The organism is Thauera sp. (assembly GCF_034003485.1).
In the GTDB taxonomy this organism is placed as follows: Bacteria; Pseudomonadota; Gammaproteobacteria; order Burkholderiales; family Rhodocyclaceae; genus Thauera.
Map to the genome: position 1 here is coordinate 38494 of NZ_JAVEYL010000003.1, position 24171 is coordinate 62664.

Annotated in this window: 24 protein-coding genes; 9 read left to right on the forward strand and 15 right to left on the reverse strand. The window is 65.7% G+C overall.

Annotated elements, in window-relative coordinates; genetic code table 11:
- The first annotated feature begins 29 nt into the window (after nt 1–29).
- Nucleotides 30–731: a VIT family protein gene (locus RBT54_RS02330; protein WP_320363707.1), complete on the forward strand. Its 702-nt coding sequence runs from the start codon at nt 30–32 to the stop codon at nt 729–731.
- A 116-nt stretch (nt 732–847) separates the two neighbouring features.
- On the opposite strand, the gene RBT54_RS02335 is transcribed toward RBT54_RS02330, so the two are convergent.
- The 12 genes from RBT54_RS02335 to RBT54_RS02390 all read right to left on the reverse strand — a co-directional run bounded on the left by RBT54_RS02335 (nt 848) and on the right by RBT54_RS02390 (nt 11287).
- On the reverse strand, nt 848–1531 hold the full coding sequence (locus tag RBT54_RS02335; protein ID WP_320363709.1) for an alpha/beta fold hydrolase: 684 nt from the start codon (nt 1529–1531) through the stop codon (nt 848–850).
- A 75-nt stretch (nt 1532–1606) separates the two neighbouring features.
- Nucleotides 1607–1981 (reverse strand): DUF1840 domain-containing protein, encoded by a 375-nt coding sequence (locus RBT54_RS02340; RefSeq protein WP_320363711.1) that lies wholly within the window; start codon nt 1979–1981, stop codon nt 1607–1609.
- A 77-nt stretch (nt 1982–2058) separates the two neighbouring features.
- Complete coding sequence (locus RBT54_RS02345) at nt 2059–2502, reverse strand: PRC-barrel domain-containing protein (RefSeq protein WP_320363713.1); 444 nt, start codon at nt 2500–2502, stop codon at nt 2059–2061.
- Between the two features lie 54 nt (nt 2503–2556).
- A complete protein-coding gene (locus tag RBT54_RS02350) occupies nt 2557–2745 on the reverse strand; it encodes a CsbD family protein (protein WP_320363715.1) in 189 nt (62 codons plus the stop codon).
- A gap of 244 nt (nt 2746–2989) precedes the next feature.
- Nucleotides 2990–3619 carry a response regulator transcription factor gene (locus tag RBT54_RS02355; protein WP_320363717.1) on the reverse strand — a complete coding sequence of 210 codons (630 nt, stop codon included), beginning with the start codon at nt 3617–3619 and terminating at the stop codon, nt 2990–2992.
- Complete coding sequence (locus RBT54_RS02360; RefSeq protein ID WP_320363719.1) at nt 3616–6504, reverse strand: ATP-binding protein; 2889 nt, start codon at nt 6502–6504, stop codon at nt 3616–3618. Before RBT54_RS02360 ends, RBT54_RS02355 begins: the two co-directional genes overlap by 4 nt.
- A gap of 82 nt (nt 6505–6586) precedes the next feature.
- Nucleotides 6587–7606, reverse strand: a complete 1020-nt coding sequence (locus tag RBT54_RS02365) for a 2Fe-2S iron-sulfur cluster-binding protein (protein ID WP_320363721.1) — start codon at nt 7604–7606, stop codon at nt 6587–6589.
- A 72-nt stretch (nt 7607–7678) separates the two neighbouring features.
- Nucleotides 7679–8665, reverse strand: coding sequence for an aromatic/alkene monooxygenase hydroxylase subunit beta (locus RBT54_RS02370; RefSeq protein ID WP_320363722.1), 987 nt, complete (start codon nt 8663–8665; stop codon nt 7679–7681).
- A 57-nt stretch (nt 8666–8722) separates the two neighbouring features.
- A complete protein-coding gene (locus RBT54_RS02375) occupies nt 8723–9037 on the reverse strand; it encodes an MmoB/DmpM family protein (RefSeq protein WP_320363724.1) in 315 nt (104 codons plus the stop codon).
- A 52-nt stretch (nt 9038–9089) separates the two neighbouring features.
- The gene (locus RBT54_RS02380; protein ID WP_320363726.1) at nt 9090–9425 is read right to left on the reverse strand and encodes a Rieske 2Fe-2S domain-containing protein; all 336 of its coding nucleotides are present in this window, start codon (nt 9423–9425) and stop codon (nt 9090–9092) included.
- Between the two features lie 34 nt (nt 9426–9459).
- The gene (locus RBT54_RS02385; RefSeq protein WP_320363727.1) at nt 9460–9726 is read right to left on the reverse strand and encodes a toluene-4-monooxygenase system B family protein; all 267 of its coding nucleotides are present in this window, start codon (nt 9724–9726) and stop codon (nt 9460–9462) included.
- A gap of 58 nt (nt 9727–9784) precedes the next feature.
- Nucleotides 9785–11287, reverse strand: a complete 1503-nt coding sequence (locus tag RBT54_RS02390; protein WP_320363730.1) for an aromatic/alkene/methane monooxygenase hydroxylase/oxygenase subunit alpha — start codon at nt 11285–11287, stop codon at nt 9785–9787.
- 451 nt (nt 11288–11738) lie between these two features.
- On the opposite strand from RBT54_RS02390, the gene RBT54_RS02395 reads away from it, so the two are divergent.
- Nucleotides 11739–12509, forward strand: a complete 771-nt coding sequence (locus tag RBT54_RS02395) for a Crp/Fnr family transcriptional regulator (RefSeq protein ID WP_320363733.1) — start codon at nt 11739–11741, stop codon at nt 12507–12509.
- Here RBT54_RS02395 and recJ read toward each other — a convergent pair.
- Together recJ and RBT54_RS02405 are read right to left on the reverse strand one after the other, a co-directional pair.
- Nucleotides 12434–14125 (reverse strand): single-stranded-DNA-specific exonuclease RecJ, encoded by a 1692-nt coding sequence (gene recJ / locus RBT54_RS02400; protein ID WP_320363735.1) that lies wholly within the window; start codon nt 14123–14125, stop codon nt 12434–12436. The genes RBT54_RS02395 and recJ overlap by 76 nt on opposite strands.
- On the reverse strand, nt 14122–15198 hold the full coding sequence (locus tag RBT54_RS02405) for a hypothetical protein (protein WP_320363736.1): 1077 nt from the start codon (nt 15196–15198) through the stop codon (nt 14122–14124). Before RBT54_RS02405 ends, recJ begins: the two co-directional genes overlap by 4 nt.
- Before the next feature lie 148 nt (nt 15199–15346).
- Here RBT54_RS02405 and RBT54_RS02410 point away from each other — a divergent pair, with 148 nt between their 5' ends.
- From RBT54_RS02410 to RBT54_RS02430, 5 genes are all read left to right on the forward strand, one after another.
- Complete coding sequence (locus RBT54_RS02410; RefSeq protein WP_320363738.1) at nt 15347–15835, forward strand: antitoxin Xre/MbcA/ParS toxin-binding domain-containing protein; 489 nt, start codon at nt 15347–15349, stop codon at nt 15833–15835.
- A complete protein-coding gene (locus RBT54_RS02415; RefSeq protein WP_320363740.1) occupies nt 15835–16347 on the forward strand; it encodes an RES family NAD+ phosphorylase in 513 nt (170 codons plus the stop codon). Before RBT54_RS02410 ends, RBT54_RS02415 begins: the two co-directional genes overlap by 1 nt.
- 107 nt (nt 16348–16454) lie before the next feature.
- On the forward strand, nt 16455–16871 hold the full coding sequence (locus RBT54_RS02420; protein WP_320363742.1) for an antitoxin Xre-like helix-turn-helix domain-containing protein: 417 nt from the start codon (nt 16455–16457) through the stop codon (nt 16869–16871).
- Nucleotides 16831–17550, forward strand: a complete 720-nt coding sequence (locus RBT54_RS02425) for an RES family NAD+ phosphorylase (protein WP_320363744.1) — start codon at nt 16831–16833, stop codon at nt 17548–17550. The genes RBT54_RS02420 and RBT54_RS02425 overlap by 41 nt, the downstream gene beginning before the upstream one ends.
- Nucleotides 17551–17751: 201 nt before the next feature.
- Nucleotides 17752–19914, forward strand: coding sequence for a YgiQ family radical SAM protein (locus RBT54_RS02430; RefSeq protein ID WP_320363941.1), 2163 nt, complete (start codon nt 17752–17754; stop codon nt 19912–19914).
- Here the strand turns inward: RBT54_RS02430 and RBT54_RS02435 are convergent.
- The gene (locus tag RBT54_RS02435) at nt 19911–21878 is read right to left on the reverse strand and encodes a CHASE domain-containing protein (protein ID WP_320363746.1); all 1968 of its coding nucleotides are present in this window, start codon (nt 21876–21878) and stop codon (nt 19911–19913) included. The genes RBT54_RS02430 and RBT54_RS02435 overlap by 4 nt on opposite strands.
- Nucleotides 21879–22109: 231 nt before the next feature.
- Between RBT54_RS02435 and RBT54_RS02440 the strand changes: the two genes are divergently transcribed.
- Both RBT54_RS02440 and lolD read left to right on the forward strand, forming a co-directional pair.
- The gene (locus RBT54_RS02440) at nt 22110–23366 is read left to right on the forward strand and encodes a lipoprotein-releasing ABC transporter permease subunit (RefSeq protein WP_320363748.1); all 1257 of its coding nucleotides are present in this window, start codon (nt 22110–22112) and stop codon (nt 23364–23366) included.
- Nucleotides 23359–24066, forward strand: a complete 708-nt coding sequence (gene lolD, locus RBT54_RS02445; RefSeq protein WP_320363750.1) for a lipoprotein-releasing ABC transporter ATP-binding protein LolD — start codon at nt 23359–23361, stop codon at nt 24064–24066. The genes RBT54_RS02440 and lolD overlap by 8 nt, the downstream gene beginning before the upstream one ends.
- Nucleotides 24067–24171 lie beyond the last annotated feature (105 nt).

Here is a 24171-nt window from a genome sequence, read left to right on the forward strand (position 1 = left end):
CTGAGCCGAACCTCTTTGGGAGCGTAGCGATGAGATCACTGTCTCGCCACCTTGAACGCCACCGTAGCGATCGCATCGGCTGGCTGCGGGCCAGTGTACTCGGGGCCAATGATGGCATCGTTTCCACCGCCAGCCTGCTGGTCGGCGTTGCCGCGGCCGGGCCGAGCAAGGAGAGTGTGCTGGTGGCAGGGGTGGCCGGGCTGGTCGCCGGCGCGATGTCGATGGCCGCGGGCGAGTACGTGTCCGTGCATTCCCAGGCCGATACCGAGCAGGCCGACCTGGCGCGCGAGCAGGACGAGCTCGATTCGGATCCAGCCGCCGAACGTCGCGAGCTGGCATCGATCTATGTCGGGCGCGGACTTCAGCCCGAACTGGCGCAGCAGGTGGCCGCGCAACTGATGGCGCACGATGCGCTCGGCGCCCACGCGCGCGACGAGCTCGGCATCACCGACACGCTCGGCGCGCGCCCGGTCCAGGCCGCGCTCGCCTCTGCCGCCAGCTTCGCAGTCGGGGCGGCGCTGCCGCTGGGCGTGAGCGTCGTGGCCTCGATGCAGGGCCTTATTCCCTGGGTGTCCGGGACCTCGCTTGCCTTCCTGGCCGTTCTCGGCGCCGCGGCCGCGCACGTGGGCGGCGCGGGGAAGGTCGCCGGCGCGTGGCGCGTGAGCTTCTGGGGCGCACTGGCGATGGCGATGACCGCGGGTGTTGGCGCGCTGTTCGGCGCCGTCGTGTGACGCGAGCTGGCGATATGGCAGGTCAACACCTCCGAGCTGCAGGAATCGGCGGGGAAAACGGCGGACCTCGGGAAGCGCGCTCCTCGTGACCTGCTGGCGGGTGGCTCTGCCCTCCTTCAACCCGGCAGTGCGCGCAGCCAGTTGCGCAGGATCTCGGTGACCTGTTCGGGCTGCTCGAGCGGCGAAAGGTGGCCGCAGTTCTCGATGATCTCCAGTTTCGCGCCGGGTATCGCTGCGACCAGTTCTTCGTGCACGGCGGGTGGCGTGATCTCGTCCTCCCGGCCGCAGATCACCAGGGTCGGACACTTGATGCGGGCGAGGCTGGGGCGGCTGTCGATGCGGCCGATGATGGCGCGCTCCTGACGCACGAAGACCTCTTTCCCCAGACCGTTTGCGGATGACTGAAACATGCCGCCTACCTCGGGTGTGCGTGCATGATCGGGGTGCGCCATGCGCGTCAGCAGGGTTTCGATGACCGTCTGGAATTGCGTTTCGGCGAGCTTGATGAGCTTCTCGCGCGCGGCGGTGGCTTCGCGTGTCTCGGGGTGCGCGCTCGTGCTCATGAGGACCAGGGCACGGACGCGCTCCGGGGCCTGACGCATGATTTCGAGGGCGACGTAACCGCCCATCGAAAGGCCGACGAGCACGAACTGTCCGTCCGGCGCTGCGGCGAGGGTGTCGGTGGCAAGCTGGCCGATCGTGTCAGCACCGGTAAGGTCTGCGATCGTGATGCCGGCAACGTCTGCCAGCGCGTCGGCTTGTTGCTCGAACAGGCTCGCGTCGTTGAGCAGTCCCGGCAAGAGGATGAGGTTGGGGTTCTTGATGATCGTGTCTCCTTGGGCGGTGAATTCGATATGCGGTCTCTCCCGAGCGGGCTAAACCCCCCAGACCACGGGCACGCCTTCAGCCCGCGCGCGCTCGAGAAGCTCGAGCATCGGCAGCGCACGCTGGGCGAAGCTGACCGGTTCGTCGTCTTCGCCGGCTCCCGTCTCGCGGGTCCCTGTCCCTATCTCGCCGGCCCCTTTCGTGCCGGTCCCGTCCTTGCTGGCGGTATCGTCCGATCTGCGCGGCTCGGTCTTGTCGGCAGCCATAGCCATCCTGACGCTGTCGATGGCGGCCGGAAGCTGCTCGACCGTGATGATCCCGGTCGCCTCGTCCGGCGCCTTGCCGATGCAGCGCAGGAAATCCTTCGCGGCAGTCTCGAACATAAGCACATTACTGCTGGCACTCGATTTGAACGTGATCAACATGGCGGCTTGCCTCCTCGAAGACGGAAGTGCCCCCCGTCGCGTGATTCGGACTGGGGGGCAGGGTTCTCGACGTGCACTCAGGCGGTCGGGTCATCCCGATGCGGCTGGGTGCCATAGTACGAATGGATCGTGCTCGTCCACGCGGGGTCCGCCATGTTCGGCCATTTGCCCTTGTCGAAGCCGGGGGCCTCGTCGAGACGCTCCTTGTCGACGTTCAGCACGAAACGCTTGTTCTCGGTGTCGAGCTTCAAGGCGCTCCACGGAACGGCGAAGAGCTTTTCGCCCATCCCCAGGAATCCGCCGAAGGACAGCACGGCGTATGAGACGCGCCCGGTCTGCACTTCCAGCATGATCTCCTTGATTTCGCCCACGTTCTCGTCGTTGTGGTTCACCACCTCGTTGCCGATCAAGGTGTCTGCACCCATCAGGTGCGGACCTGGCCCGGTCTCCATGTCGGGCCCCAGCGTGGCCGGGGCGATGGCTTTGTACATCCCGTAGTTGTCGCGTTCTTCGTAATTCATCTCATCTCCTGGCGGTGCATGGGGTCGATCGGCATGGGCTCGATCGGCGTGGTGTCAAGCAGGCTTCTTGACGGCGTCCTTGATGTCTTCCTTGACGTCGCCAAAGTCGGACTGGACCTCGCCGACCACCTGGTCGACCTTGCCTTCTGCTTCCAGACTTTGATTGCCGACGACCTTGCCGGTGACTTCCTTCACCTTGCCCGTGGCTTCCTTGATCCGGCCCTTGACTTGATCCTTGTTCATGCTGATCTCCTTGTTGCTTGGTTGGCCTTTCGGAGCCGCTGCGGGGACGGTGCCGGGCAGCGGGTTCATGCAGGATGTGCGTATCCACGAGCGCGGTCTGTACGTCAGGGCACATAAGCCGCGGTTGAATCTGCCGTGGTGCCCGAGTTCGGCAGTTACGCGCGCCCGCGTTCTGCTGCGTGCGGAAAGTCGACACCCCCCGCCAACTGCGCGCGGTCGTGCAGGCGCATTACTTCCGGAAAAGCTAGTGACTCTCCGGTTTCAAGCGCTGCAATGCGAGCGCCAGTTCCGGTAACGAGCGGAACTGCATCTTGCTCATGACGTTGTGGCGATGGACCTTGACCGTGCTCTCCGAAATTCCCAGATCAAGGGCGATGACCTTGTTCGCCCTGCCTTTGGTGGCCATGACGAGAACTTCTTTCTCGCGCGGTGTCAGCTGGTCGTAGCGCGCCTGCAATTCCGCGATTTCGAGTTTTTCGTGAAACGTACTGCTTACGCGGGAAAGCGCGGAGGTGATCGCATGCAGCAGGGCGAAATCCTCGAAAGGCTTCTTCAGGAAATCGATCGCGCCCGCCCTCATGGCCCGAACAGCATCCGGTACGTCGCCATGCCCCGTGATGAAGATGATCGGGACCTCCCAGCCACGATGCGCCAGTTCGTCCTGTAGCGACAAACCGTCGAGGCCGGGCATGCGGACATCCAGCACTACGCACGCGAAGTCCTTGAGACGCTCGATCGCCAGGAAATCGAGCGGCGACGCAAACACCTCGACCATCATGCCTTCCGCCCGGATCAGGCTGCTCAGGGATTCGCGGATCGAAACGTCGTCATCGACGACATAAACCGTGGGGGTGGTACTCGCCGCAGTCTTCATGACAATTTCACCGGGACGCGGAAAGCGAAGCGCGACCCTTCCGCGTTCGAGGCATCGAGCCACAGCGTACCGCCGTGGTTCTCCACGATCGTTCTGCTGATCGCCAACCCCATTCCCAGACCATCGCTCTTCGTCGAGTGGAACGGCTCGAAAATCGACGCCGCAAGCTCGGCCGGCACGCCCGGCCCGGAATCTTCCACCGAAAAGAGAATGCCTCCGATGGGGGGCTCCTGCACCTCGACGACGATGCGCCGAGCGCGCCCGCCCTGATTGCGCATGGCGTCGATGGCATTGACCAGCAGGTTCAGCAGCACCTGCTGCAATTGCACCTGATCGCCCCACAGCTCGGGAAGTTGGGGGGCGATACGTACGGTCACACGGATATCCGCCTGCATCAGTATCCGTTGCAGCATCTGGATGAGTGCATCGATCATCCCGGGAATGTCCACCCGCTCGCGTTTCAAACCCTCCTTCTTCAGGAAGCCGCGGATACGGGTAATGACGTTGCCGGCGTGCGCTGCGTCACGATGCACGCGCTGCAGCGCGGCGACGACTTCCTCGTAATTCGGCTCATCACGCTCCAGCCAGCGAAGTGCGGCGTGGCTGTTGGTCACGATGGCGGCCAGCGGCTGATTCACCTCATGGGCAATCGAGGCGACAAGTTCTCCCATCGTCGTCAAGCGCGAGACGCGGGCGAGGTCGGCCTGTGTTGCCGCGAGCGCATCCTCGGCAGCCTTCTGCGCTGAAAGGTCCTCGACGATCACGGCGATCCTTGGCCCTTCCAGGTCAACGGCCGGAATGACCGATGCGCAGACCTTGGACCACAGGAAGCTGCCGTCCTTGCGCTCGTAGCGCTTCTGTAGCTGGTAGCTGCCGCGCCGGCCCTGCAGCAGACTGAACACGTTGTCCCGCGTCGTCGCGCGCTCCGAAGCTTCGCTGAGGTCGACGAGTGAAACGTCCAATATCTCCTTTGGGCCATAGCCAAGCATCTGTTGCAGCGCAGGATTGGCCTTCATGATCTTGCCGTCGGAATCGACCAGGGCAATGCCGACTGCCGTGTTTTCATAAAAACCCAGCCAGCGGCGCTCGGAGATCTGCAGGGCGCGCATGCCTTCCTGCAGCGACTTGCGGCTGGCGATCAATCCATTCGTCAATTCACTGATGTCCGAAGCCTGCGAATTGAGCTCCTTCTGGAGAATGTCGACCGTACGCTTGACCGTGACCAGGTTGCGCACGCGAGCACGCAGCTCCTGGGGCGAGAAGGGCTTGGTCAGGTAATCCTGCACGGACTCCTCGAGCAGCGTCTCGCGCAACGCATCGTCGGCACGAGCCGACAGCACCAGCACGGGGATGTGGGAGGTCTGCCGACTGCGCAGCTCGTGAACGAATCGTTCGCCATCCATTTCCGGCATCATCAGGTCGGTGATGATGAGATCGGGGGGATTGGCGAAAACGAGATTGAGCGCGACTTCGCCATTCTCGGCGAGCGTCACTTGATAGTCATCGCCCAGTACGTCGTACAGGAACTGGCGAACGTCCGGATTATCTTCGACGACCAGAATGCGTGGATTACCCGCTTTTTGGGGGAGTCTCGGCAACTCGCAATGGCGGGACAATTCGACGGGCTGCAGCGCGGGCACCCAGCCCGCATCGCGCGCCCTGACGAAGGCGCCAGGCGGTGCGTGCAGCGGAAGTTCGACCTGGAACAATGCACCACGCTCGGGCGCGTCCAGTACCGAGATCGTGCCGCGATGCAGTTCCACGAATTCCTTCACGATATTGAGTCCGAGGCCGCTGCCTTTGGACGAAAGCTCGTCCGCCCCCTGCGCGTATCGATCGAAGATGGGGCGTTTCAGATGATTGGGGACCCCGGGGCCACTATCCTGGATGCTGAGCAGGACCCGTTCCCCGGGCAAGCGCTCGACCGAACAGCGAATCCGTCCCCCTGGCGGGGTGAATTTAAAAGCGTTCGAGAGCAGATTGGTCACGACCCGAACGAATTTCGCCCGGTCGACATCGGCGTAGAGCGCCTCCTCACCCGCAAACGACAGGCTGATTCTGCGCTCTTCCGCGGCGCCCCCGAAACCGTCGGCCACCTCGCGCGCCAGACCGGCGATATCGGTGCACGAGTACACCAGAGGCATTTCCCCCGCGTCGATGCGGGCGAGGTCAAGCAGGTCGTTGACCTGCTGAAGGAGCGCCTGGGCGTTCCGCTTGATGGTCAACAAGCGGAAATGCTCACGCTCCGGGATTTTGCTCGAGGACTGCAGTAACTGGTTGACCGGCCCGAGGATCAAGGTCAGCGGCGTTCTCAGTTCGTGACTGACATTGGCGAAGAATTTGGTCTTGAAGCCGTCGATCTCGAGCAGCTTTTCCATCGCCGCATGCACTTCGTTGTTACGGCGGGTCAGCTCCGCCTCGATGGCGATCTTCTCCGAAATGTTGCGTCCCTCGGGCAGCAGGAACGCGACCCGGCCGGCGTCGTCGAAAATGGGCGTCAGGGAGAAATCGACGACGATCGTCCGGCTGCCTCTGGATTCACCGTAGACCTCGATGTCGCAGCGCACGAATCTTCCCGTTGCGGCTTCCGCAACCATCGAGCGCACGCGGCTGCGGGCCTCTTCCGACGAAGCCCACCAGCGTGCTTCCCAGAAGGGTCTGGAGACCACTTCTTCCAGCTTGACCCCGGCGCCGTCAAGCGCGGCCTGGTTGATTTCGATCACGTTACCTTCGACGTCCAGCAAGCCGAGAAACTGGTACATCGAGTCGAGGATGATTCGAGCCAGTTTCTGACGCCTGACATCGTTCGAGTCATCGTCCGCGAGCTCGATGCCCTTTACCGAGATTCCCCGCCGAATCATTACGAAGCGTGAATTTTGGGCCATGAATACATTGCAGACATTAACGTTTGTAGAGCATCCAACACTCTCCGGAAAAAAGCGAGGCAGCCTCTCGCCACTGCGCTCGTCAGAAAAAGCGGTCGAAGTGGATCTGGCCGAATGGCACTTTGTGACCGACCATCAGCAGTTCTTGCAGGGCCTGCGTCATGGGAGGCGGACCGGCGAAATAGAACTCGTAGTTGGAAAGTCCTTCGGGCAATACGCGTTCCAGGTGGTCGTGGACGTAACCGGTCGCGCCCGACCATTGCCCATCGTCACCGGGCAGGGAGACGACGGGGATGAAGCGGATTCGATCGCCAAATCCTGCCAGTGACGAGAGCAGGTCCTCGCCGCACACATCGCGTGCCGTACGTGCGCCGTAGAAGAAGTACAGCGTCCGCTCGCCGAGCATCCCGGCTTCGACCGCACCCCGTGCGATGGATACCATCGGCGCCAGGCCCGATCCGCCGGCGACGCAAACGATGTCACGCGGGCTGTCGGTGCGCAGATAGGCCACGCCATACGGTCCGTCGAGTCCGATTTCGTCGCCCCTCGCAAGGCGATCGAACAAGGCATGCGTGCCGAGGCCATGCGGAACACGGCGAATCTGGAAATGCCACTCGCGCTCGGCGTTGGGCGTGTTCGCCAACGAATAGGCGCGCGAACCGGTCACCCCGGGGAGATCGAGCATCGCATACTGGCCTGGCAGGAAGTCGGCCCCGGCCGTTGCGACAAAGCGGAATTCGCGGATGTCGTGGGTAATGTCCCGCACCAAGGCCAAGCGGGCGGACTGGCGCTGCGGCGGGCGACGGGGCGCGTACTCGGCTGCACTGGGTGCTGAAATCGTGATGTCGCCGCGTGGCACGCACTGACAGGCCAGATGCCGACCGCGCCGCTTGTCGCGCTCGGTAAGGCCTGGTGCTTCGGGCCACAAATTCTCGACTTCGCCTTCAATCAGCTCGAACTTGCACCCACCACAACCCCCGGAGTTGCATTCGTAGCTCAGCCCGACACCGGCTCGCAACGCAGCGCGCAGAACGCTATCCCCCGGCGCGTGGGCGAAAGTGGTGCCATCCTTCTGATTGGTGATTCTTGCCTGATCGCTCATGGTCCCTCGGTCACGAAAAGAGGTGCTTCCGGGTCGGCTCTGCGCCCCGAACCGTCAAAGACGTGGCGGCCCTTACAGCCCGAGGGAATGACGGAATTCGCGCGTTGCCGATTTGGCGGACGCGGCGGCGTCCGGAACATCGGGCAGAAGCGAGCAGTAGGCCTCGATCGCCTTGTCGGCGAGCGGTTCCCACCTGGCAATCCAGCCCCGGATGGTTTCCAGGTTGCCCGGTGTTTCCAGCGCCATCTTGATGAGGGCGCTCACCCAGCGGCGGTGGCGGGCCGAATCGATCAGTTGCACGTCGGTGATCATCCCGAGCAGCGTATCGCCGTTGTGGCGTCCGGAATCGCCCAGCTTGCGCAGCACGCTTTCCTCGATCGCCGGCTTGGCAACCAGGTTGAGCACGATCACCGCCTCGCCCCAGTCCCAGACCGTCAGCGTCTTTTCCATCAATTCGCGGAAGCCCTGCCAGACCGGGTCGTGCTCCCAATAACGCCGCTCATCGGTGCCGAAGCCCTTGTCGGGGAAGGCCGTAGACAACTCCTTGGTGCGATAGGCGGTGTGGCTCAGCCAGCGCAGGCTGTCGGCCATCTGGAAGTAGTTGCAGTTGGTGATGGTGCTCGCCGGTGACACCTGACCCACATAGGCCGAAGCCATCTGCAAGGTGTGGAACAGATAACGCGACGGCGTGTAGAAGCGAGCCAGCGAGCCCGCCCAGCGCGGATCGAGCGCCCTGTCGTTCTCGCGCTGGTTGAACTGGTCGAACAGCCCGAAAACATAGGTTTCCTGACCGTCCTGCATCATGTTGTAGGTGCGGTAGACCACTTCGTCCGGATCGCGGAAGGCGTTCCAGTCTTCATGCTTGAGCGGGGTCGCGAAGGTGTTCTTCTTGTACCAGCTGTTCATGAACGTGTTGGGATCCTGCTCGAAGGGCGCATTCGGATCCCGATCGTTGTAGTGCAGGTTGGTGCTGACGATCTCGTACTCGCTCGGCTTGCGGCGGCGCGCGGCGAGATGGCTCCAGGTCTTCAGCGGCTTCAGTTGCTGGACTTCCGACATTTCCTTGTCTCCTCTGTTTTTCGTGTCAGGTGCGGTCGGGCAGGGCCCGATCCGCACTCAGAGCTTCTTGTTGAAGTAAAAGCGCACGGCGTTGTCCTGGCTCTCGATCTGGCCCGCGAACGAACTCAGGTCCACTTCCAGGTCATTGATCTTGAAAGGTCGCCCCAGCTCTTCTTCGATGGTTTGCTGGCGCAGGATCATTTCCTGTTCGGCATGAATCCGGACATACGCGCGCTTGTCCTCCACGAATATTTCCTTGCCCGGGTTATCGATCCTGGCCGCCTCGATCACTGCCATCGCCAGGTCGCCGGCACGCATCACCGGGCCGACCATGTTGTTGTGATAGGACTGTCCTGCATTCGACGTGCTCATCTTTTCTTCCTCGTTCCTTTCCGTCACCGCCGCATTCGCCGGCGCGGATGGCTCAGCTATGGGCAAACAGGGGGCTCACGCCCTCGGTGCGGACCAGGATGTCGTCGCCGTCGAGCTTGACCGGGTATTGCGCCAGCGCGCAGTCGTCCGGGTTGATGCCCTGGCCCGAAGCGGCATCGAACTGCCACAGGTGGGCGCGGCAGATGATCTTCTGGCCGTCGAACTTGCCCTCCGACAGCGGGATGTCCTGATGTGGGCAGATTCCCTGGAAAGCCTTGAACTCGCCCCCTTCGGCGCACACCAGCAGGATGTCGTGGCCATTGACGGTGAACGACTCCATCTCCCCTTCCCACAGGTCCTCGACCGTGCACACCTTCGTGAAGCTCATGGTTCTCTCCCAGATCGTCATGAATGCCGGGCCGTCAGTGGGGCGCAGCTTCCCAGATGATTTCGACGGTTTCCGTCGGCTTGAGGCCCGATTCGGAAACCTTCATCGTGCGCGGCAGAAATGCCTCGCCGCCCTGGCGACGGATGCGCATGACGCAGTCGGGGCGCGCGCGCACACGTCGACCGACGGAATGCACTGCGGCAGCGGCGGCGACCTCGTCCATGGTGTTCTCGGAATCGACGGCCACCAGTTGCAGCACGAAGTCCCCCTCGAAATTGGAGGTCAGTGGAAATAGCGCCATAAGTCTTGTCTCCTTGATGGGCCGGCGGCTGTAGCGCCGGCCTGCCTGATTGGTTTGCTTAGCTGACTTTCTTGGTGGCACGCAGCGCGCGGTACACTTCGGCCCACGCGTAGTTGTGCGCGTCGTCGCCAATTTCGCCGGGTGCGAGGTCCATGTACTTGAGCGCGCCGCCCAGATCCATCGGCTGGATCATCCCGGCCAGGAAGCGATCGACGATGGAGAGGTGGCCGGCATAACGCTCCGGATCCTGCTGGAAGACCCAGCGATCCACCTCGGAGCCGAAGTGGTACAAGCGGCCGTTGTATTCGAGCGGATAGTCCTTCACGTTCCAGCCCTTGCCCGGCGTGCCGAGGATCGGCAACTGGCACATGTTGCAGACGTAGGGCAGGGTTTCCGGGTAGGTCATGGCCATGTTGCCGTCCACCACGTTGTCGATGAAAACGTCCCAGCATTGGCCCCAGGTGTCGTTCCAGCCGGGATATTTCTCCTCGAGCCAGGCGCGCTCGTCCGGCGTGACGCCCGCGGCCGGATTCCACCACAGGGTCGGGCGCCAGAAGTAGGAGCCCAGGTGCATGCCGTGGTGGGTCTGACTCAGGTCGTTCAGGAAGATGTCCCAGTACCAGGGCAGATCCAGGCCCATGTCGGTCAGGGCGCGCTCGAACTGGGCGACGATCCATTCCTCCATGAACTCCTTGAACGACTGCTGGCGGTGCTCAAGCGGGGTGTAGTAGTCCATGATCGGGCCAGTCAGCACCGAGAACAGCTTCCAGGCGCGCCAGACGGCAATGTCGACGCGCTTTTGCGCCTCCGCCTTATGGCCGTTTTCGATGAGCACCTTGAGCGCCGGGCCGCCAATCTGGGCGTGGCGCGATTCATCGGTCTGGATACTCGAGATCAGGTTGGCGAAGGTGTGGTCGCCGGCTTCTGCCGCATCCGCCGCCAGGCCAAGGAACTGCATGTTGGTGAAGCCGGTTTCGAAGCTGAAGGTCAGCATGATGGAAATGCTGATCGCATCGCGGACCATGATGTCGTCGAAGAAGTGGCGCGCGGCGATCATCGCCCACTCGTTGGTGTCGTAGGCCTTGAACGCCCAGTCCATCTGGCGGTCCTTGGACACATGCTCGTGCGGGAAGTAGAGCTGTAGCTGGCCGTGGCGGATTTCATCCATACAGCCCAGCGTCGCCATGTTGCGCATGCCTGGCGCCTTCGAGAAACGCATCATGCGGGCCTCGGCACTGGCTGCCGCATATTCGCCGCGGGCAATGGCGCCGTAGTGGGCCTTCATCACCGACTTCCAGCCCGGATCGGCATTCTCAAAGATGCGGCTGCGCTCGAGCGCGGCTTTCACCGAGTACGCGCCGGCATCCTTGTCGCGCTGGACTTTCACATATTCCGGATAGGTCTGCTTGTACGGTTCGTCATATTTTTCCCACGCGCTCAGCGGCAGTCCGAATTCGCCCGAGTGCTTCGGCGGGAACAATTCGTCTTCGGTCACATACGAGGGCGTCCAGTTCGTGGTTCTCGCCAGGTCGTACCAATCCATTCTGTTGAGCAAAGCCATCCATGTCTCCTTTCTGATTAGTCTCGAGAGTTCGGCGGCCCTCGAAGTACGGCGAACCCTTTCGCCACGTGCCGGTGCGCGTCAAAACCACTTAACACCGAGCGCGAAGAGAAGGTAAGCGGAAGCGGGGCGTGCTGGAATTAGACTTTGGTTTAGATTTCCGCCTGACCCGAGGACCCGATCCTGTCCCGCAGCTACGCGATCGTGCCGATTGCGGCGATCTTCAAACCCGCGCCAGCGCTGAAGGCACTTTCCGAAAAGGGGTGAAATTCGGGGGGAGCTGCCGAACCTTGGGGGCTCGTCTTCGGCACTTACGTGCGCCGTCGAACAGATGCGTGCCGACATAAGGAATACAAATTCCACCGGACACGCGTCGCGCTGCGGGTCTTTGTGCGCAGCGCACACCGATTGGCGGTATCAGCAGCAGTGGGGCAACAAGGTGGGGTTACCGATGGACGATCCGCGCCAGAACCAGATTCTGGCGGCGCTTCCAGATCGCGATTACGCGCGGCTGGTGGGGGAGTTCGAGCATGTCACCCTGGTGCCGGGTGCGCTGCTTCATGCACCGGGTGCGCCCTTCGAGTTCGCGTACTTTCCCACCACCGCCATCGTGGCGCTGATCCTTGCCAACGACAGCGGCGCGTCGGCCGAGCTGGCGATGACGGGCAAGGACGGCCTGGTCGGCATTCCGCTCGTGCTCGGGGGTGTGAGCACGCGCTTTGCGATGACGGTGCAGAGCGGGGGCGAGGCCTGGCGCCTGCCGGCCGAGGTGATGTGCCGGGAACGGGATCAGGGCGGAAGTCTGCAGCGCCTGTCGCTGTGCTATGCCCAGGCGCTGATGGCGCAGATGGCCTACAGCATCGTCTGCAATCGCCACCACCTCGTTGACCGCCAATTGTGCCGCTGGCTGCTGTCGAGCCTGGACCTGTTGCCGGGCAATCAGGTCGATGTCACCCAGGAGGTGATCGCGCACATGCTCGGCGTGCGCCGCGAGGCGGTCACCGAGGCGGCGGGCAAGCTGCAGGCGGAGGGCCTGATCCGTTATCGGCGCGGACACATCACGGTGAATGATCGCGCCGGCCTCGAGGCGCGCGCCTGCGAGTGTTACCGCGCGGTGCGGGCGGAGTGCGACCGCCTGTTCGAAGCTCAGGCCGCTTCGAAATGCTCCAGCATCAACTGCACGCTCGACACGCCGCGGAACTCGTTGATCCCCAGGCGGTAGGCTGCGTGGATCTGATCCGGCGCGCCGCCGGCGTGGTTGAACTGGATGGCCTCGTAGCGCGAGGCGTTGCGGCACAGGTCGAGCTTGAGGTGTTTGTCCTTCAACAGGCGCTGGCGCTCTACTCGGAATACGTCGTCGAACACCGGCGCCGGAAAGCCCTGGCCCCAGATCTCGTGCTCGAGCAGGCGCACGGCGTCGAGCGCGAAATAGCCGGATTCCAGGCTGCCGTCGGTGTCGATGCGGCGCTCGAGCTGGGCGGGCTCGAGCAGTTCGCCCACCGCCTCCTCGAATGCCGCGTCGAAGCGCGCGAGCTCGGATTCGCGGATGGTGAGGCCCGCCGCCATGGCGTGGCCGCCGAAGCGCACGATGAGATCGGGCTGGCGCTTGGTGACGAGATCGAGCGCGTCGCGCAGGTGCAGGCCGGGGATCGAGCGCCCGGAACCCTTGAGTTCGCCGTCGCCGGCGCGCGCGAAGGCGATCGTCGGGCGGTGCAGGCGTTCCTTGATGCGCCCGGCGACGATGCCGATCACGCCCTGGTGCCAGTCGGGCTCGAACAGCGCGACGGTGGCGCGGTTGCCGGCATCGAACCCCTCCAGCCGGACCAGCGCATCTTCCTGCATGCCGGCCTCGATGCTGCGCCGTTCGCGGTTGAGCTTGTCCAGTTCCTGGGCGATGTTCATCGCGCGCCCGGCGTCGTCGGTGATCAGGCATTCGATGCCCAGGCTCATGTCCGACAGCCGGCCGGCGGCGTTCAGGCGCGGGCCGATCATGAAGCCGAGGTCCGTCGTGCTGGCACGCCCCGGGTCGCGCCCGGCCACCGCGAACAGCGCGCGGATGCCCGGCTGCAGGCGCCCGGCGCGCATGCGGGTGAGGCCCTGCGCGACCAGGATGCGGTTGTTGCGGTCGAGCTTCACCACGTCGGCCACGGTGCCGAGCGCGACCAGGTCGAGCAGGTCGGCGAGGTTGGGCTCCTTGGCGCCGGCAAAGGCGCCGCGCTCGCGCAGCTCGGCGCGCAGCGCGAGCATGGTGTAGAACATCGCGCCCACGCCGGCCAGCGCCTTGCTCGGGAAGTCGCAGCCGGGCTGGTTGGGGTTCACGATCACGTCGGCCTCGGGCAGCACGTCGCCCGGCAGGTGGTGGTCGGTGATCACCGTGGCCATGCCGTGGGCGCGCGCGGCGGCGATGCCTTCGACGCTGGCGATGCCGTTGTCGACGGTGATGAGTACATCCGGCTCCAGGCGCGCGGCGATCTCTACCATGGCCGGGGTGAGGCCGTAGCCGAGGGTTACGCGATCGGGCACCAGGTAATGCACGTCGGCACCGAAGGCGCGCAGCGCGCGCACGCCGACCGCGCACGCGGTGGCGCCGTCGCAGTCGTAGTCGGCGACGATGACCATGCGCGCGCCGGCCTCGATGGCGTCGGCGAGCAGGATCGCGGCCTCGGTCGTGCCGGTGAGCGCCTCGGGCGGCAGCAGGTTCTTCAGGCTGGTGTCGAGCTCGTCGGCGCGACTGATGCCGCGCGCGGCGTAGAGGCGGGCGAGCAGCGGGTGCAGGCCGGCATCGGCGAGGCGGTTGAAGGCTTGCTGCGGGATGGCGCGGGACTGGATGCGGGTCATCGGTTTGCGTGCGGATTCATGGGAGGCGGGGCGTCGGGCAACTGCACCGGCGCCGGGGCGATCGACTTCAACAGGGCGTCGAAGGCGTAGGGCTTGCGCCAGAACTTCCAGCGTTCGCTGGCGCGCACCTCGAGCTGCAGCGTGCCGCGGTCGCCGGGGGCGAGCAGACGCAGCGTATCGACCCGGCCGCGCTGCACGGCGTCGGCGAGCGGGGCGAACCAGTCGCGCTCGAGCGCCTCGAGGCCGCGGCGCCAGGTGTCGAGGTCGAGCTGCTGGGCGGGTTTGCGCAGCGCATCGAGCACGACCAGAGTGTCCTGCTTCAGCGCCGAACCCGGGTCCGGCGCGCCGACCGCCGCGCCGGCCGCGCGGGCGAGCCCGATGCTGATCGGGTCGGTGGCCTGGACGTGGCGCGCGGGCGCCTGCGGCGGTGTGTCGAGCGCGCCGGCGCCCCACAGCCACACGCTATTGACCGCGCGCCGGCCGGCCTCTTCGCGGGCACGGCTGCGTGCGTGGTTGTGCAGCACGATCTGCGCCTCGTTCATCGTGCGCTGCCACAGGCGGGCGTCGTCGCCCTCGGGCAGGAAGTGCTTGACCGGGCGCCCGGTCACATCGTCGAGCGGGTAGAGCGTGACCGCGGTCGGCTGGTGCAGGCGCAGGTACCAGCGCGTGGGGGTGCAGGCCTCGAAGCGGCCGAGGTCGGCGAAGATCTCGTTGAGCTCAAGGACCAGCTCGGCGCATTCCGCCGCGTCCAGTTCTTCGTCCGGAAACGCCTGCAGCAGCAGGTGTTCGCGGGCGAACGACAGGTTTACGGGGTCTGCGCACAGCCAGTGGCTACCGGGCTCGAGCGCTGGCGCATCGGCTTCGCCCAGGCGGCGCAGCGTCGCCAGCGGCAGGGTGTCGCCGTGCAGGCCGAACAGCCGCGCGAGCTGGCGGTCGTAGGGTTCGAAGGCCGTAACCTGCCGCCGCCCGCGGCCGAGCAGGGTCGCCAGCCCGTCGAGCGCGAGCCCGGAGGCCGGGCCGAGCAGAGTGGCGACAGGCCATAACAGGCCGGGAATCAGGAGCTGGATCTGCATCGGGAACGCTTCGTTGGAAGCGCGCGAGTCTAGCACGTGCGACCAGAGCGACCCGCCGTGCGAATCCCCGCTGTAGCCGGTGCGGCGGCTTGACAGATTGCAGTCGAAGGGATTCAATTGATTCACGTTTAGCAATCAGGTGATAACGATGTCCGCCAGCAAACCAAGCCCGTCGACCCGTGAACCCGCGGTCCCTTACGCTGCGCGCGGCGCAATGGGTGGCGTGAGGGGCGGGGCCAGCATCGAGCACTACTTGCACGCTGCGTCGGCGCTCGAGCGCGACCACATGGTGCGCGAGGGCTTCGAGCCCGGCTCGCTCGATGCCTTTGCCCACGGTTTCGGGCGCAGCGGGCGCAGCCTGGCGCAACTGCTGGGCGTGGCACCGGCCACCTACGACCGCCGCGTGCGCGAGGGCAAGCCGCTGTCGCAGGACGACTCCGACCGCGTCGCCCGCCTCATCGACGTCGAGCGTGCGGCAACGCGCGTGTTCGGCGACGAGGCCGCCGCCCGCGAATGGCTGGGTGCGCCCATCCCGGTGCTGGGCGGTGCGATTCCCATCGAACTGCTCGTCACCACGCCGGGCCACCAGGCGGTGATGAACGCCTTGCGCCGCATCATGGCCGGCACCGCCGCCTGATGGCCGCACGCACGGCCACGCTGTGGCGGCTGGCGCAGGACTGGATCGACCTCGACACGGGTGCGCTGCTTTGCGCCGCCGAGGATTTCGCCTGCGCGGGCAACGGCGCAGCGGCGGTCGGGGGGCGCTGGAACAGCGTAGGCCGGCCGGTGATCTACCTCGCCGACAGCCTCGCGCTCGCGCAGCTCGAAAAGCGCGTCCACACCCCCCTGCGCCCGCCGCGCGACATGGTCGCGGTCGAGGTGACGCTGCCCGCCGCGGCCGTGGCCGCCGCCGAGGGCGTGGTGCTGCCTCAAGACTGGGCTGCGGATAACTTCGATTGGTCGGTGGGCAGCGCCGCTTCGCAGCGCATCGGCGACGACTGGCTCGCGCGCGGCGCGTCAATGCTGCTGCGCGTGCCTTCGGTGGTGGTGCCGGTGGGCTGGAATTACCTGCTCAACCCTGCGCACCCGGATGCGCGGCGGGTGACGACGCGGCGTGTCGACTACCGGCCCGATGCGCGGCTGTGGTGATGGGCTTGCGAACGGCGGGCGGGTGAGTCCAATCAATCGACTCTGGCTTTATTGTTTTGCAGAAGAAAGAAATATGAACTAAAATTTCTGGAGAAAGGAGGTGCGCCATGACTGCCGCCGCTGCCACCAACACCGCCGCTGCTACCATCAACACTGCCACCGCAACCGTGCAAACCGCCAACGCGGCGGCTGTGCTCTCGAAGGCGGTCGCGCGCGCTGCCGAACGGCTCAACGTTTCGCGCGCGCTGCTTGCCAAGGTCTTGGGGGTCAGCCCGTCGACCATCACGCGGCTCTATGCCGGCGACTACCAGCTCGAGCAGCACCGCAAGGAGTGGGAGTTTGCGCTGCTGTTCGTGCGCCTGTTCCGCTCGCTCGATTCCATCGTGGGCGAGGAGGGCACCGCGCGCGCATGGCTCAACAGCGACAACAAGGGGCTCAACGCGCGCCCCATCGAACTCATCAGCCAAACCGAAGGACTCGTTCGTGTCGTCCACTATCTGGACGCCTCTCGCGGTCTCGTCTGAGGCTCGCGCATGGGCGGCGCCGGCCTGGCGCATCGTCGAAGCCCAGCACGTCGCCTCGACCATGAAGATCGTCGATGACGCCGCCGAACAGGATGTGCTGGAGCTGCTGCTCGAGACCAGCAAGCCCCCTCAGCCTTCCAGCGTTTCCGCGCTGGACTATCTGCTGGCCACGCCGTTTCGCTATGACCCACGGCGGGGCGGTTCGCGCTTTCGGGGCGCCACCGATCCCGGGGTGTTCTATGGCGCGCAGCGTGTGCGCACGGCCTGCGCCGAGCTGGGGTACTGGCGCTGGAAATTCCTCCAGGACGCCGTCGATCTCGAGCGGATCGAGCCCGTGGCCCACACCGCATTTCGGGTCAGGCTCGCCACCGCTGTCGTCGACCTGCGCGAGCCGCCCTTTGCCACCGACCTCGGTGCCTGGGAGCATCCCACCGACTACAGCGCCACCCAGGCCTTTGCCCGCGTCGCGCGTGAAGCCCCGATCGGCGGAATCATTTACCCGTCGGTGCGCGACCCGGAGCCGGCATGGTGTATCGCAGTCCTCGATCCAGCGGCGTTCGCTTCCCCCAGGCCCGATCCTGCCATGCAGACCTGGTGGCTCGCCGTGCAGCGGGACGCCGTGGTGTGGCGACGCGACAGTGAGCGACTGGTGTTTGCTGCGAGCCCCTGGCTGGCCTGAATCCGGAAACGACAAGGGTGCTTCCCGGCGCATGCGGGCGAGGTCGTAACGATGGCGCGTCCGTCCCTGCCGCCCGATACAATGGCGCCCATCATGCGATCACTCCCTGCCTCCGACGCCGCGCTATCCGCCGGCGAATCAACGACCTCCAGCATTGACGACGGTGCCGTCACGGGCCGCCGTGCCGCGCCTTTCCTGCCCATGTCGCGCCAGGAGATGGACGCGCTCGGCTGGGACGAATGCGACGTCATCCTCGTCACCGGCGACGCCTACATCGACCACCCGAGCTTCGGCATGGCGCTGGTCGGGCGGCTGCTCGAGGCCCACGGTTTTCGCGTCGGCATCCTCAGCCAGCCCGACTGGCAGTCGGCCGAGCCTTTCCGTGCGCTGGGCAAACCGCGGCTGTATTTCGGCATCACCGCCGGCAACATGGATTCGCTGGTCAACCGCTATACGTCGGACCGCAAGATCCGCTCGGAAGACGCCTACACGCCCAACGCCGAAGCCGGCAAGCGCCCGGACCGTGCGGTGACGGTGTATGCCCAGCGTGCGCGCGAGGCGTATCCGGGCACGCCGATCGTGATCGGCAGCATCGAGGCCAGCCTGCGCCGCATCGCGCACTACGACTACTGGTCGGACAAGGTACGGCGCTCCGTGTTGCCCGACTCCAAGGCCGACATCCTGCTCTTCGGCAACGCCGAGCGCGCGCTGGTGGCGCTGACCCACCGCCTGGCTGCGGGCGAGCCGATCGAATCCATCCGTGACCTGCGTGGTACCGCGTTCATGGTCAAGCCGGGCTGGCGGCCGGCGGACGCATGGCACGAGATCGATTCGCTTGCGCTCGACAAGCCTGGCCGCATCGACACCCACCCCGACCCCTACGCGATGGAGCCGGCCTCCGCTGCGCCCAGGCCCGCCGCCGACGGCGCCCAGCCGGTACGCATCGTGCCGGCAGCCGAGCGCCTGGCTGCGCGTCGCGCCGACCGTGCGCACACCTTCATCCGCCTGCCGTCGTACGAGCAGGTCAAGGAAGACGCGGTGATGTACGCCCATGCCTCGCGCGTGTTCCACCTCGAATCCAACCCCGGCAATGCGCGCGCGATGGTGCAGTGTCACGGCGAAGGCCCCGGCGCGCGCGACGTGTGGATCAACCCGCCGCCGGTGCCGCTCTCCACGCCCGAGATGGACTTCGTGTTCGACCGGCCTTTTGCGCGTGCGCCGCACCCGAGCTACGGCGGCGCGCGCATCCCGGCGTGGGACATGATCAAGTTCTCGATCAACATCATGCGTGGCTGCTTCGGCGGCTGCACCTTCTGCTCGATCACCGAGCACGAGGGCCGCATCATCCAGAGCCGCTCGCACGAGTCGATCATTCACGAGATCGAGGAGATCCGCGACAAGTCGCCCGATTTCAAGGGCCACATCACCGACCTCGGCGGGCCGACGGCGAACATGTACCGCATGGCGTGCAAGAGCAAGGCGATCGAGGAGAACTGCCGGCGGCTGTCGTGCGTGTATCCGGGCATCTGCGAGAACCTCGACACCGACCACTCGTCGCTGGTCGAGCTGTATCGCAAGGCGCGCGCGGTGCCGGGCATCAAGCGCATCACCATCGGTTCGGGCCTGCGCTACGACCTGGCGGTGCGCTCGCCGGAGTACGTGAAGGAGTTGGTGACGCACCACGTCAGCGGGCTGCTCAAGATCGCGCCCGAGCACACCGAGGAGAACACGCTCTCCAAGATGATGAAGCCGGGCATCGGCGCGTATGAGGAGTTCCGCCAGATGTTCGAGAAGTTCTCGGCGCAGGCGGGCAAGAAGCAGCACCTGGTGCCGTACTTCATCGCCGCCCACCCCGGCACGACCGACGAGGACATGCTCAATCTGGCGCTGTGGCTGAAGAAGAACAACTTCCGCCTCGATCAGGTGCAGACCTTCCTGCCCACGCCGATGGCGCTGGCGACCACGATGTACCACTCGCGCAAGAACCCGCTCAGGAAGGTGTCGGCGGATTCGGAGGTGGTCGAGACCGCGCGTGCGGGCAAGATCCGCAAGCTGCACAAGGCCTTCCTGCGCTGGCACGATCCGGAGAACTGGCCGCTCCTGCGCGAGGGGCTGATGCGCATGGGGCGGGCAGAGCTGATCGGCAACGGACCGAACTGCCTGGTGCCGCGGCATCAGCCGGCGGTGGCGAGCACCAGCACTGTGTGCGGGAAGCAGGCGGGGATGCAGAAGGCGCCGCCGCGCAAGGCCGAAGCGCGAGACGAAGACCCGCCCAAGGCCGGTTTGAAGAAGCCCGGCGCACGACAGCACAGCGGGTTGCAAACGGGTGCGGGGAAGGATGGCGCCCGGCGCGGCAGGCGCTAGACGGGCTGCGCGCTGTTCGTCTCCAGCCGATTTCGGCCCGCTGCCTTGGCGCGGTACATGGCCGCGTCGGCGCGCCGCAACAACTCCTCGGCGTGCTCGTCCGTGCTGCCGAAGCAGGTCATGCCGATGCTTGGCGTGTTCTGGTGCAGGTCGCCGTCGATCTCGAAGGGCTCGTTGAGCGCGGCGAGGATCTTGTCGCCGATCGCCGCGCCTTTTTCGCGGGCCGCCTCGGCGCTGTCGCTGAGATCCTCGAGCATCACCACGAATTCGTCGCCGCCGAGGCGGCCGACGGTGTCGCCCTTGCGCACGCTCTGGCGCAGCCGCCGCGCGACCTCGCACAGCAGCCGGTCGCCGGCCTCGTGGCCATAGGTGTCGTTGATCGATTTGAAGTGATCGAGGTCGATGAACAGCAGCGCGCCGTGGTTGCCATGGCGGCGGCTGTTTGCCAGACCCTGGCGCAGCCGTTCGAGCAGGAAGCGGCGGTTGGGCAGGTTTGTGAGCGTGTCGACGAAGGCGAGGTTGCGGATCGCCTCCTCGGCTTTCTTGCGTTCGGTGATGTCGATGATGACGCCGTCCAGCCACTGCGGTTGGCCGTTGCTGTCGACATAGACGTGGCCGCGCTCGCTGACCCAGTACGTCTGCCCGGTGCGCGACTGCATGCGGTATTCCACCTCGTAGCTCGTGCGCTCGCGCAGCGCGGTCGCGATCGCGTCCTCGATCGTGGTGAAGTCTTCTGGGACGATGAAGTCGCCGAAAGAGACGTGCGCCGACACGAACTCCTCGGGCGCGGCACCGGTAAGCGCCCGGATGTTCGGGCTGATGTGGATGACGGACCAAGGCGCGGCGACCTGGCAGCGGAACACCACGCCGGGGACGTTCTCGACCAGCGTGCGAAACTCGTCGCGACTTTGCGCGAGCCGGGCGGCGGCGGTCTGCATGCGGCGGCGGTGACGGGCGTTGATGTTGAGGAGGGCGAAGAGCATCAGGCTCATCGTCGTGCCGCCGAACAGGATCAGCCCAGGTTCGGCGCTGTCGTTGTCAGCGTCGAAGGCCGGCGTGCTGCTGAAGCGCGCCAGCCAGGTGCGGCCGGCAATGTCCACCGGATGGTCGACGACGAAGCGTGCGAGCGCGCTGTGCTGCGCGGAGGCGAACAGCAGGCTGTCGGCCGTCGGCGCGCCGTCGAAGAGTTCGAGGGCCACATCGTTCAGTCTGTCGCTGAAGATGCTGTCCATGATGTCGTGCGCGCGAAACGGGCTGTAGACGAACCCGAGCAGCGCCTCGCGGCGCGCGTTCACCGTTTCCGGCTCGGTACCACGCGCGTAGATCGGCAGGTAGATCAGGAAGCCGGCCTGCACCTCGGGGCCAGATTCCTGCACCAGCGTGACCTTGCCCGACAGGGCGGGCGCGCCAGAGTCGCGGGCGCGCTGCATTGCCTCGCGGCGCACCGGCTCGGAGTACATGTCGTAGCCGAAGGCGCGCAGGTTGCGATCGGTGAAGGGCTCGAGGTAGAGGATGCTGCTGTAGGCGTCGCGCTCGCCTGGCGGATTGATGACGTAGTCGGGAAAGCCTTCCGCGCGCACCCCGGCGACGTGCGCGGCCAGTTGATCGGCGGAAATCATCCGCGTGAAGCCCGTGCCCTGGATGCCGGGCAGGGATCTGTCGAGCTCGAGCGCGGCAATGTAGGCCCGCCATTCCGCGCGGCTGACGTGATCACTGGCGGCAAAGAGTGCGGCTGCGCCGCGCAGGATCTTCTCGTGTGCCTGCATGCGTGACAGCAGCAGGTTCTTCGCGGCTTCGGCGCGATGAGAAAACCGGTCGCGCGCGCGCTCGGCGAAATGCGTGCCGAAGTACTGCCACAGCCCGAGCGTCACCACCAGGCCGATCGCCAGGATCAGCCACGCGGCTGCGCTGCGGTCGAGCAGGGCGTGGAAGCGCCCGGGCGAGGGTTTGTCTTGCGGCGGCATGGGTCGCAATGGCGATACCGGGATCGGGAACTCAGTTTTTCACGAATCGAAGCGGGCTGCCAGCCGTACTTCATCGCCCTTGAATGCCGGTCCGGGGGCGTGTCGTACGACGGATGGGTTGAGGGCGTGGATTCGCGACTTACATTCACATGCGCTTTGCTGTCGCGTGCGGACCCATCCGCGGGCACAATGCCGGCCTTGTTGCCAAAGGATTCGGGAAGCCAGGTGTCGATGCGTTACGAATTTCTCGTCGGTCTGCGCTATACGCGCTCGCGTAAGCGGGCGCAGGGGCGCAACCGCTTCATCTCGTTCATCTCCTTCGTGTCGATGCTCGGCATCGCGCTGGGGGTCGCCGCGCTGATCGTGGTGCTGTCGGTGATGAACGGTTTCCAGGAGGAATTGCGTACGCGCATCCTCGGCGTGGCCTCCCACGTGCAGGTGCAGAGCGTCGACGGCGGGCTGCTCTCGTGGCAGCAGGTGGCGGACGAGGCGATGCGCCATCCGTCGGTGAAGGCGGCGGCGCCCTACGTGCAGGAGCAGGGCATGCTGTCATTCGACCAGGGCGTGCGCGGCACCATCGTGCGCGGCGTGATCCCGGCCGAGGAAGACAAGGTGGCGGATTTCGGCAGCTACATGAAAGCCGGCGACTTCGCCGCGCTGCAGGCCGGGCGCTTCGGCATCGTGCTCGGCCGCGATCTCGCCCAGGCGCTGCGCGTGCAGATGGGCGACAAGGTCACGCTGATCGCGCCCCAGGGCCTGGTGACGCCGGCGGCGGTGCTGCCGCGGGTGAAGCAGTTCGAGGTCGTGGGCATCTTCGAGGCCGGCATGTACGAGTACGACTCCGGGCTCGCCCTGGTGCACGTCGCCGATGCGCAGGCGCTTTACCGGCTGGGTGACGCGGTGAGCGGCGTGCGCCTCAAGCTCGACGACCTCTTTGCCGCGCCGAGGGTTGCGCGCGAGCTGGCGATGACGATCACCGAACCCGGCTTGGTGGTGGCCGACTGGACGCGCAGCCACGCCAACTTCTTCCGCGCGGTGGCGCTCGAGAAGACGATGATGACGCTGATCCTGTTCCTGATCGTCGCGGTGGCGGCGTTCAACATCGTGTCCACGCTGGTGATGGCGGTGCAGGAGAAGTACGCCGACATCGCCATCCTGCGCACCCTGGGCGCGAGCCCGGCCTCGATCATGGGCATCTTCGTGCTGCAGGGTTCGATCATCGGCCTGGTCGGCCTGGCTGCAGGCGTGATCGGCGGCCTGGCAATCGCCAACAACCTCGACGTGGTCATCCCCGCGCTCGAGATGCTCACCGGTGCCACACTGTGGAACAAGGAAATCTATTACATCAACGAGCTGCCCTCGAAGGTGCTGCCGGCCGACGTGACCTGGATCGTGTCGGTGTCCTTCGTGCTGACCCTGCTCGCCGCGCTGTACCCGAGCTGGCGGGCGTCGCGGGTGAATCCGGCGGAGGCCCTGCGCTATGAGTGATCGCCAATTCCTCACGCCCGCCGCGGCGACGCCGCCGGTGGTGGCCTGCACGGGCCTGAGCAAGCACTTTCGCGAAGGCGCCGAGGCGGTGCGGGTGCTCGACGAGGTGACGCTCAGCGTCGGGCGCGGCGAGCGCATCGCCATCGTCGGTGCGTCCGGTTCGGGCAAGAGCACGCTGATGCATCTGCTGGGCGGGCTGGACGTGCCCAGCGCGGGCAGCGTGCGCCTGATGGGGCAGGATTTCTCCGGGCTGTCGGAGACCGCGCGCGGCCGGCTGCGCAACGAGGCGCTCGGTTTCGTCTATCAGTTTCATCACCTGCTGCCCGAGTTCAGCGCGCTGGAGAACGTCGCCATGCCGCTGTACATCCGCCGCGTGCCGCGCGCCGAGGCCGACGAGCGCGCCGCGCAGATGCTGGGCGAGGTCGGGCTGGCGCACCGGCTCGATCATGCGCCGGGCGAACTCTCCGGCGGCGAGCGCCAGCGCGCGGCGATGGCGCGCGCCCTGGTCACCCAGCCTGCGTGCGTGCTGGCCGACGAGCCCACCGGCAACCTCGACCGGCGCACCGCCGGTGCGGTGTTCGACCTGATGCTGTCGCTCAACGAGCGCTTCGCGACCAGCTTCGTCATCGTCACCCACGACGAGGCGCTCGCCGCGCGCGCACAGCGCACGCTGCGCCTGTGCGACGGCCGCCTGTCCTGAACAGGCGCAAGGAACAGAATCGCTTCGAACTCGGTAAAGTTTGGCGGTGGGGCGCCGATAGGCCTGTGGTCAGCATCAAATCCCGGCCGTGGTGTCGGTGCCCCG

What these genes read in the sequence shown, in the direction of transcription:
- RBT54_RS02440 (WP_320363748.1), top strand. Translation starts at nt 22,110, where the DNA reads ATGCGTTACGAATTTCTCGTCGGTCTGCGCTATACGCGCTCGCGTAAG.
- RBT54_RS02345 (WP_320363713.1), bottom strand. Translation starts at nt 2,502, where the DNA reads ATGAATTACGAAGAACGCGACAACTACGGGATGTACAAAGCCATCGCC.
- RBT54_RS02330 (WP_320363707.1), top strand. Translation starts at nt 30, where the DNA reads ATGAGATCACTGTCTCGCCACCTTGAACGCCACCGTAGCGATCGCATC.
- RBT54_RS02405 (WP_320363736.1), bottom strand. Translation starts at nt 15,198, where the DNA reads ATGCAGATCCAGCTCCTGATTCCCGGCCTGTTATGGCCTGTCGCCACT.
- RBT54_RS02435 (WP_320363746.1), bottom strand. Translation starts at nt 21,878, where the DNA reads ATGCCGCCGCAAGACAAACCCTCGCCCGGGCGCTTCCACGCCCTGCTC.
- RBT54_RS02340 (WP_320363711.1), bottom strand. Translation starts at nt 1,981, where the DNA reads ATGTTGATCACGTTCAAATCGAGTGCCAGCAGTAATGTGCTTATGTTC.
- recJ (WP_320363735.1), bottom strand. Translation starts at nt 14,125, where the DNA reads ATGACCCGCATCCAGTCCCGCGCCATCCCGCAGCAAGCCTTCAACCGC.
- RBT54_RS02365 (WP_320363721.1), bottom strand. Translation starts at nt 7,606, where the DNA reads ATGAGCGATCAGGCAAGAATCACCAATCAGAAGGATGGCACCACTTTC.
- RBT54_RS02420 (WP_320363742.1), top strand. Translation starts at nt 16,455, where the DNA reads ATGACTGCCGCCGCTGCCACCAACACCGCCGCTGCTACCATCAACACT.
- RBT54_RS02370 (WP_320363722.1), bottom strand. Translation starts at nt 8,665, where the DNA reads ATGTCGGAAGTCCAGCAACTGAAGCCGCTGAAGACCTGGAGCCATCTC.
- RBT54_RS02355 (WP_320363717.1), bottom strand. Translation starts at nt 3,619, where the DNA reads ATGAAGACTGCGGCGAGTACCACCCCCACGGTTTATGTCGTCGATGAC.
- RBT54_RS02360 (WP_320363719.1), bottom strand. Translation starts at nt 6,504, where the DNA reads ATGGCCCAAAATTCACGCTTCGTAATGATTCGGCGGGGAATCTCGGTA.
- RBT54_RS02415 (WP_320363740.1), top strand. Translation starts at nt 15,835, where the DNA reads ATGGCCGCACGCACGGCCACGCTGTGGCGGCTGGCGCAGGACTGGATC.
- RBT54_RS02430 (WP_320363941.1), top strand. Translation starts at nt 17,752, where the DNA reads ATGTCGCGCCAGGAGATGGACGCGCTCGGCTGGGACGAATGCGACGTC.
- RBT54_RS02375 (WP_320363724.1), bottom strand. Translation starts at nt 9,037, where the DNA reads ATGAGCACGTCGAATGCAGGACAGTCCTATCACAACAACATGGTCGGC.
- RBT54_RS02395 (WP_320363733.1), top strand. Translation starts at nt 11,739, where the DNA reads ATGGACGATCCGCGCCAGAACCAGATTCTGGCGGCGCTTCCAGATCGC.
- RBT54_RS02380 (WP_320363726.1), bottom strand. Translation starts at nt 9,425, where the DNA reads ATGAGCTTCACGAAGGTGTGCACGGTCGAGGACCTGTGGGAAGGGGAG.
- RBT54_RS02390 (WP_320363730.1), bottom strand. Translation starts at nt 11,287, where the DNA reads ATGGCTTTGCTCAACAGAATGGATTGGTACGACCTGGCGAGAACCACG.
- RBT54_RS02410 (WP_320363738.1), top strand. Translation starts at nt 15,347, where the DNA reads ATGTCCGCCAGCAAACCAAGCCCGTCGACCCGTGAACCCGCGGTCCCT.
- RBT54_RS02385 (WP_320363727.1), bottom strand. Translation starts at nt 9,726, where the DNA reads ATGGCGCTATTTCCACTGACCTCCAATTTCGAGGGGGACTTCGTGCTG.
- lolD (WP_320363750.1), top strand. Translation starts at nt 23,359, where the DNA reads ATGAGTGATCGCCAATTCCTCACGCCCGCCGCGGCGACGCCGCCGGTG.
- RBT54_RS02350 (WP_320363715.1), bottom strand. Translation starts at nt 2,745, where the DNA reads ATGAACAAGGATCAAGTCAAGGGCCGGATCAAGGAAGCCACGGGCAAG.